The following is a 7,026-nucleotide window of genomic DNA, read 5'->3' as shown; positions in this document are numbered from 1 at the left end:
GCCCCCGTCCGGAGCGATCGGACGGGGGCGGCCGCGCGTCGCGGGTCCGGCGTCAGTCCTCGCCGAGGTACTGGCGGCGCACCGACTCGTCGTGCAGCAGTTCCGCACCGGTGCCGGACAGGGTGATCCGGCCGGTGGTCATCACGTAGGCGCGGTCCGAGAGGGAGAGCGCCGCCTGGGCGTTCTGCTCCACCAGCAGGATGGTGGTGCCCGCGGCCTTCAACTCGACGATGGTCGCCATGATCTTCTGCATCATCAGCGGCGACAGGCCCATCGACGGCTCGTCCAGCATCAGCAGCTTGGGCCGGGACATCAGCGCCCGCCCCATCGCCAGCATCTGCTGCTCGCCGCCGGAGAGGGTGCCCGCGGCCTGCTTGCGGCGCTCGGCCAGGATCGGGAACAGCGTGCAGGCCCGCTCCACGTCCTCGGCGATGCCCGCCGCGTCGCGCCGCAGGAAGGCGCCCAGCAGCAGGTTCTCCTCGATGCTCATCCGCGGGAAGATGTGCCGCCCCTCGGGGGAGTGCGCCAGGCCGCGCGCGACGATCCGGTGCGCGGGCACCGTGTCGATCGGCTCGCCCTCGAACAGCACCCGGCCCGCGGTCGGCCGCAGCAGCCCGGACAGGGTGCGCAGGGTGGTGGTCTTGCCGGCCCCGTTGGTGCCGATCAGGGTGGTGACCTCGCCCTGCTCGACGGTGAACGAGACGCCCTTGACGGCCTCGATCTTGCCGTAGGCGACACGGAGGTCCTCGACCTCCAGCAGAGCGGTCACTGGCCGTCCTCCTGAGCTGCGGTGGTTCCTTCGAGCGGGGCGCCGAGGTACGCGCTGACGACCCGTTCGTCGTTCTGGACGGTCTCCCGGTCGCCCTCGACGATCTTGCGGCCCTGCACCAGCACGGCGGTGCGGTCGCACAGGTTGAAGATGAACTTCATGTCGTGCTCGATCACCAGCACCGCGATGCCCAGGTCCCGGATCGCGAAGACCAGTTCCTCGGCGGCCCGGGTCTCCTGCGGGTTCATGCCCGCGGTCGGCTCGTCCAGCAGCAGCAGGCCGGGATCGGAGGCCAGCGCCCGGGCGATCTCCAGCTTGCGCTGCTCGCCGTAGGGCAGGTTGCGGGCCAGGTGGTCGGCCTTCGCGCCGAGGCCGCAGAACTCCAGCAGCTCCCGGGCCCGCTCCCGGCTCTCCGCCTCGGCCCGCCGGTAGCCCGGCCCGCGCAGGATCGCCGAGAACAGCCCCTCCTTGGTGCGGGTGTGCCGCCCGACCAGGACGTTCTCCAGCGCCGTCATGTTGGCGAACAGCCGGATGTTCTGGAACGTCCGGGCGATGCCCGCCTGGGTCACCAGGTGCGGCTTCGGCGGCAGCACCGTGCCCTTGTACTTCACGGTGCCCTCGGTCGGCACGTACAGCCCGGTCAGGCAGTTGAAGAAGGTCGTCTTCCCGGCGCCGTTCGGGCCGATCAGGCCGACGATCTCGCCCTGGCGGACCGTCAGGTCGACGCCGCCCACGGCGGTCAGGCCGCCGAAGCGCATCACCACGCCGGACGCCTCCAGCACCGGTTCGGCGGCGGGGACGGCGGCGGTCTCGGTCTCGGTGGTCACGGTGCTCACGCCCCTGCCTTGGTGGTCGGTACGTCGTCGGCCGGGGCGGCCTGCGCGGGCAACTGCACCTCGTGGAACTCCAACTGCTGCCGGCGGCCCGCGATCAGGCCCTCCGGGCGGAAGCGCATCAGCAGGATCAGCGCCACGCCGAACGCCAGCAGCTGGTACTGCTGCAGGAACTCCAGCTTCGCCGGGATCAGGAACAGCAGGGCCGCGCCCACCAGCGGGCCGCTGATGGTGCCCATGCCGCCCAGGATCACCGCGGCCAGCAGGAACGCCGAGTTGGGCGGCGTCGGGCTGCTGAACAGGTACTGGTCGGGCGAGACCGCGCCCGACACGTGCGCCTGCACCGCACCGGCCAGGCCGGCCAGGGTCGCGCCCAGCGCGAAGGCGATCAGCTTCACCCGGAAGCCGTTGATGCCCATCGCCTCGGCCGCCGTCTCGTCCTCCCGGATCGCCACCCAGGCCCGGCCGATCCGGGAGTTGGCGACCCGCGCGAACACCGTCACCACGACCGCGGTGGCCACCAGCATCAGCAGCAGGTAGTTGCCGTTCTTGCCCAGGTGCAGCGCCCCGAAGTCGTGCGCCTCGCCGAAGTCGAAGCCGAACAGGCTGACGTCCGGGATCGCCGCGATGCCGTTCGGGCCGTTGGTCAGGCTCGGGCCCGACGTGCCGTCCAGGTTGTTCATCGCGATCCGGAAGATCTCGCCGAAGCCCAGCGTCACGATCGCCAGGTAGTCGCCGCGCAGCCGCAGCGTCGGCGCGCCGATCACCACGCCGAACACCAGCGCCGCCGCCGCACCGATCAGCACCGCGACCGGGAACGGCAGGTGGAGGTCCCGGAAGACCGAGAACTTCGACCCCGACACCAGCGCGGCCGCGTACGCGCCCACGCCCAGGAAGGCCACGTAGCCGAGGTCCAGCAGGCCCGCCAGGCCGACCACCACGTTCAGGCCCAGCGCCACCGTCGCGAAGATCAGGATGTTGGTGCCGATCAGCACGTACGTCTCGCTGCTCTGGGTGAACGGGAACGCGCCCGCCGCGGCGAACGCCGCGCCCGTGGTCACCGCCCGGTGCCGGGAGGTCAGTTCGCGCAGCCGGCCCACCGCGCCGGAGGCCAGCAGCGCCGCGGTGGCGAAGGAGAGCAGCAGCAGGAAGCCGACGAACAGCTCCCCGTACTCGGTGGAGACGCCGAACTCGACCACGCCCAGGCCCACCGCGAACACCGCGGTCACCACCAGGATCTCCGCCCAGCCGGGCAGGGCGCGGGCGGCGGGCAGCGGGCGCTCGATCCGGCCGATCCGCAGCCGGCCGTCCAGCAGCCGCCACAGCCGGAAGAGCGCGATGACGACGGGCAGGGCGACGAAGAACCACAGGTTCTCGCTGAAGATCGGCCGGATGCCCGGCGGCACGGCGTCCAGCGCCCAGCCCTGGCCGAAGCCGACCCGCAGCAGCACGGAGGCGGCCAGCGCCGCGTACAGGCCCCAGTGCAGCTCGGGGTGGCGGACGGTGCGCCGGCGGTCCAGCGGCAGGCCCAGCGCGCCCAGGACGGCCAGCAGCGAGCCGACCGCGGCCAGCCAGCCGCCCGGGTCCAGGTTGACCAGGCCGTCCAGCTCGACGGCGATCGCCACCACCGCGTACCAGCACACCGCGAGGGTGCCGAGCGCGGCGAACAGCACGCCGTTGGCGCTGCCCGAGGGGCTCAGCCAGCGCAGGCCCTTCAGCCCGCGGTGGGCCAGCGCCAGCAGGGCGGTCAGCGCGCCGCCGACCAGCGCCAGCCACTGCAGGCCGGCCGGGGAGCCGTAGTACGTCAGGTCGCCGGGGAAGTCCGGCGTCCACGTCCAGGACATCGCCGCGGAGGCGGCGGCCAGCACCCCGCCGCCGACCGCCGCGCCCAGCGCGAGGTTGGCGGGCAGCGGCAGGACCGGGGAGGTCTCGTGGGTCGTGCTCTCGTTCATGGTCCTCACACCCGATCCGCGACGCGCTCGCCGAGCAGGCCCTGCGGCCGCACCAGCAGGACGACGATCAGCAGCACGAACGCCCACACGTTGGCCCAGGCGCCGCCGCCGAGCTGGTGCATGCCCGGTACGTCCTGCACGTAGGCGGTGGCCATCGACTCGGCCACGCCCAGCACCAGGCCGCCCAGCATCGCGCCGTAGATGTTGCCGATGCCGCCCAGCACCGCCGCGGTGAACGCCTTCAGGCCGGCCAGGAAGCCCATCGCGAAGTCGACCTGGCCGTAGCGCAGCCCGTGCGCGACCGCCGCGACCGCCGCGAAGGCCGCGCCCAGCGCGAACGCGACCACGATGATCCGGTCGGTGTCGATGCCCATCAGCTTGGCGGTGTCCGGGTCCTGCGCGGTGGCCTGCATGGCCCGGCCGGTGCGGGTGAGCCGCACGAAGCCGGCCAGCACCAGCATGCACAGCGGCGCCGCGACCAGCAGGAACAGGTCGTTGCGCTGCAGGTGGAAGGAGCCCAGGCCGATCGGGTCGCCGCCGAACTGCGGGAAGGACAGCGCCTTCTTGCCGTCCGGGTAGAACGCCCAGACCACCTGCTGCAGCGCGATCGACAGGCCGATCGCGGTGATCAGCGGCGCCAGCCGGGGCGCGGTGCGCAGCGGCCGGTAGGCGAAGCGCTCGGCGGCGGTGGCGGTGAGGACGGAGGCGATCACCCCGCCGACGATCATGACCGGCAGCGCCAGCCAGAGGGAGGTGCCGTGCGGCAGCGCCGCGTAGGCGGTCAGCGCGCCGAAGCCGCCGATCATGAAGATCTCGCCGTGGGCGAAGTTGATGAGCTGGACGATGCCGTAGACCATCGTGTAGCCGATGGCGATCAGGCCGTACATCAGGCCGAGCATCAGTCCGTTGGCCAGGTTTTGCGGCAGTTCGTGCACCGCGGGCCTCCGTGGATAGGGGGGTACGAGCAGGCGGAGGGCACTTGTGGTGCCCTCCGCCTGCACAGCTGTCAGCGGGGGGAGGTGCGGTGCGGATCAGCCGCCGTACGTACCGCTCTTGACCTTCTTCCAGGCGCCGCCCTGGACGCTGTACACGGTCAGCTGCTTGTTGGTGGTGTCGCCGTACTCGTCGAAGGCGACCGGGCCGGTGACGCCGGTGAACTTCACCTTGCCGAGCTCCTCCAGCACCTTGGTGCGCAGGTCGGACGGGACCTTGCCGCCGTTGTGCTCGACCGCGGCCTTGACCGCCTCGATGATCGCCCAGCCGGCGTCGTACGAGTAGCCGCCGTACGCCGCGTACGGCTCCGGGTACTTGGCCGCGGCGTAGTTGGCGACGAACTCCTTGGCGGTGTCCAGCTCCTCGACCGGGACGCCGACCGAGGTGGCCAGGTCGCCCTCGCCGTTGCCGTTGGCGAGCTTGATGAACTCCGGGTCGTAGATGCCGTCGCCGCCGAACAGCGGGACCTTCGCGCCGCCCTTCTTCAGCTGGTCGCTGAGCGGGCCGGCGTCCGGGTACTCGCCGCCGTAGTAGACCGAGTCGGCGCCGGCCGAGGCGACCTTGGTGGCGATCGCGGAGAAGTCCTTGTCGCCCGGGTTGATGTGGTCGGTGCCGACCACGGTGCCGCCGAGCCGCTTGAACTCGTCCGCGAAGATGGCGGCCAGGCCCGCGCCGTAGGTCTTCTTGTCGTCGATGACGTAGACCTTGGTCTTCTTGGCGTCGTTGTACAGGTACTGGGCGGCGAACTTGCCCTGCACCACGTCGGTGGTGGCGGTGCGGAAGTACGACTGGTACTGGCGGGCGAACTTCTTGCTGCCCCAGTCCGGGCCGAGCGACAGGTCGGGGCTGGTGTTGGCGGGGGAGACCTGGGCCAGCTTGGCGTCGTCGAAGACCTTCTGCATGGTCAGCGAGACGCTGGAGTTGAGCGGGCCGACCACGCCGACCACGTCCTTGCTGTCGGCGAGCGCGGTGGCGTTCTGCTTGCCGGTGGTCGGGTTGGCCTGGTCGTCCTTGGCCTCGATCGCGAAGGTCACGCCGGGGACGTAGTTCTTCGCGTTGGCCTGCTTGGCCGCCAGGTCCACCGAGTTGCGGATGCCGAGGCCCAGCGCGGACAGGCTGCCGCTGATCGGGGCGTCGACGCCGATCACCACCTTGACGCTGCCGCCCTTGCCGCCGCTGCTCGCGTTGTCCGCGCCGGAGTCGGACTTGCCGCCGCGCGAACCGCAGGCGGACAGGGTGAGCGCCGCGGTCACTGCAACGGTCACGGCAAGAAGTGAGCTCTTTCGCACGACGAGGGTCTCCTTCTGGATCTGGAGGACACGCGCACAGGGCTGGCGGTGCCGGATCGCGACGGCCCAGCCCGAAAACCGGACGGCGCGGTGACTGGGCGTGACTCTAGACCGCCGGTGCCGACTCGGGCAGTGGGGCGGGAGAGGCTGTGATTCTCTTGTTATGACCACGGCGGAAGTTGATCTCACATCATGGTCGAAAACCCCAGGTGGAGCCCGAAATTCCGGGCGCCGTCCCGAGTCGTGGATGCTCGCCCTCACCAACTCCCTGGTCACGACCGGGATCTCCGATTATCGGACAGGTTTGTCCGGGGCATCGGTGCTGGTCGTCGGTGTCCGTTTATCGGTGTCGTCGCAGGCCGAGTGCAGCGCCGCGGAGAGGTCCCGGGCGTAGTCGGCACCCAGGATCTGACTCACGGTCTCCATTGCACGCGTGTTACGCAGCGTTACATCGAGGAAAGGAAGGGTCGCGTCCGCCGGGGCGCCCGAGCAGTCCGTCACCCGCAGGCCCACCCGCAGCGAGAGCGTCCCGCCGGGCGGCACCGTCCGGGGCAGCCAGCCCGAGACCAGCACGGTCAGCCCGCGGTACCCCTGCCGCACCCCCAGCACGTCCACCGGGCCGGGGCCGGAGTTGTGCACCGCCAACTCCAGTGAGAAGACCCCCGGTTGGTCCGGTACCGGGCCGGCGTAGCTGAACCGGGTGGACTGCGAAGGGAAGGGGACGTTCTGCGGCGGAGGCGAATTCGCCGCCTGCTCAGGGTAGTTCGCGACGCGCAGCGCCGTCAGGGCCAGCGCGCACAGCAGCAAGAAACTTGCCACCAGGCGCTGCTGACGCCTGCTCAGCAGCCGGGGCGGCGGCTCCGGGCGCGGCCCGGGGCGCAGCACCAACTGCGTCCAACTGCCCTCGCCCGGCTCGACCGGGCCGATGCAGCCCCGGGCCTCCCCGGGCGGTTCGCGCTCTGCGGACATGGCGGCGCCCCCTCGTCCAGCCGAGACTGCCCCTGACGGGGCACCGCCAAACTACGAGGGGGCGCGGGGAGCGGGACGCGGGGCGCGGGTGCGGCCTGGCCGGGCCTGGGCGGGGCCTGGCCGGGCCTAGACGAGTAGTTCCGAAGTCAGCTGGTTTTGCTGGTTCTGCTTCGGACATGCAGGAAGGGTGTCCAGCATTCGGGTTGTGACGACCGAAGAAC

The 7,026-nt window shown here is 71.3% G+C and carries 6 protein-coding genes; all 6 read right to left on the bottom strand.

Annotated elements, in window-relative coordinates; translation table 11 throughout:
* Nucleotides 1-52: 52 nt before the first annotated feature.
* Nucleotides 53-769 carry an ABC transporter ATP-binding protein gene (locus tag ACFUEL_RS31550; protein WP_380240288.1) on the bottom strand — a complete coding sequence of 239 codons (717 nt, stop codon included), beginning with the start codon at nucleotides 767-769 and terminating at the stop codon, nucleotides 53-55.
* The gene (locus tag ACFUEL_RS31545; protein ID WP_380240290.1) at nucleotides 766-1,596 is read right to left on the bottom strand and encodes an ABC transporter ATP-binding protein; all 831 of its coding nucleotides are present in this window, start codon (nucleotides 1,594-1,596) and stop codon (nucleotides 766-768) included. Before ACFUEL_RS31545 ends, ACFUEL_RS31550 begins: the two co-directional genes overlap by 4 nt.
* A gap of 5 nt (nucleotides 1,597-1,601) precedes the next feature.
* The gene (locus ACFUEL_RS31540) at nucleotides 1,602-3,554 is read right to left on the bottom strand and encodes a branched-chain amino acid ABC transporter permease (RefSeq protein ID WP_380240286.1); all 1,953 of its coding nucleotides are present in this window, start codon (nucleotides 3,552-3,554) and stop codon (nucleotides 1,602-1,604) included.
* 5 nt (nucleotides 3,555-3,559) lie between these two features.
* A complete protein-coding gene (locus ACFUEL_RS31535) occupies nucleotides 3,560-4,489 on the bottom strand; it encodes a branched-chain amino acid ABC transporter permease (protein WP_380240284.1) in 930 nt (309 codons plus the stop codon).
* A 96-nt stretch (nucleotides 4,490-4,585) separates the two neighbouring features.
* Nucleotides 4,586-5,836, bottom strand: coding sequence for an ABC transporter substrate-binding protein (locus tag ACFUEL_RS31530; protein ID WP_380240282.1), 1,251 nt, complete (start codon nucleotides 5,834-5,836; stop codon nucleotides 4,586-4,588).
* Nucleotides 5,837-6,127: 291 nt separating this feature from the next.
* On the bottom strand, nucleotides 6,128-6,805 hold the full coding sequence (locus ACFUEL_RS31525) for a Tat pathway signal sequence domain protein (RefSeq protein ID WP_380240280.1): 678 nt from the start codon (nucleotides 6,803-6,805) through the stop codon (nucleotides 6,128-6,130).
* Nucleotides 6,806-7,026: the final 221 nt, after the last annotated feature.

Source organism: Kitasatospora sp. NPDC057198 (assembly GCF_042670125.1).
Taxonomy (GTDB): domain Bacteria; phylum Actinomycetota; class Actinomycetes; order Streptomycetales; family Streptomycetaceae; genus Kitasatospora.
Note: the sequence above shows the minus strand (reverse complement) of the source record. Positions and strands in the feature narration are given on the sequence as shown.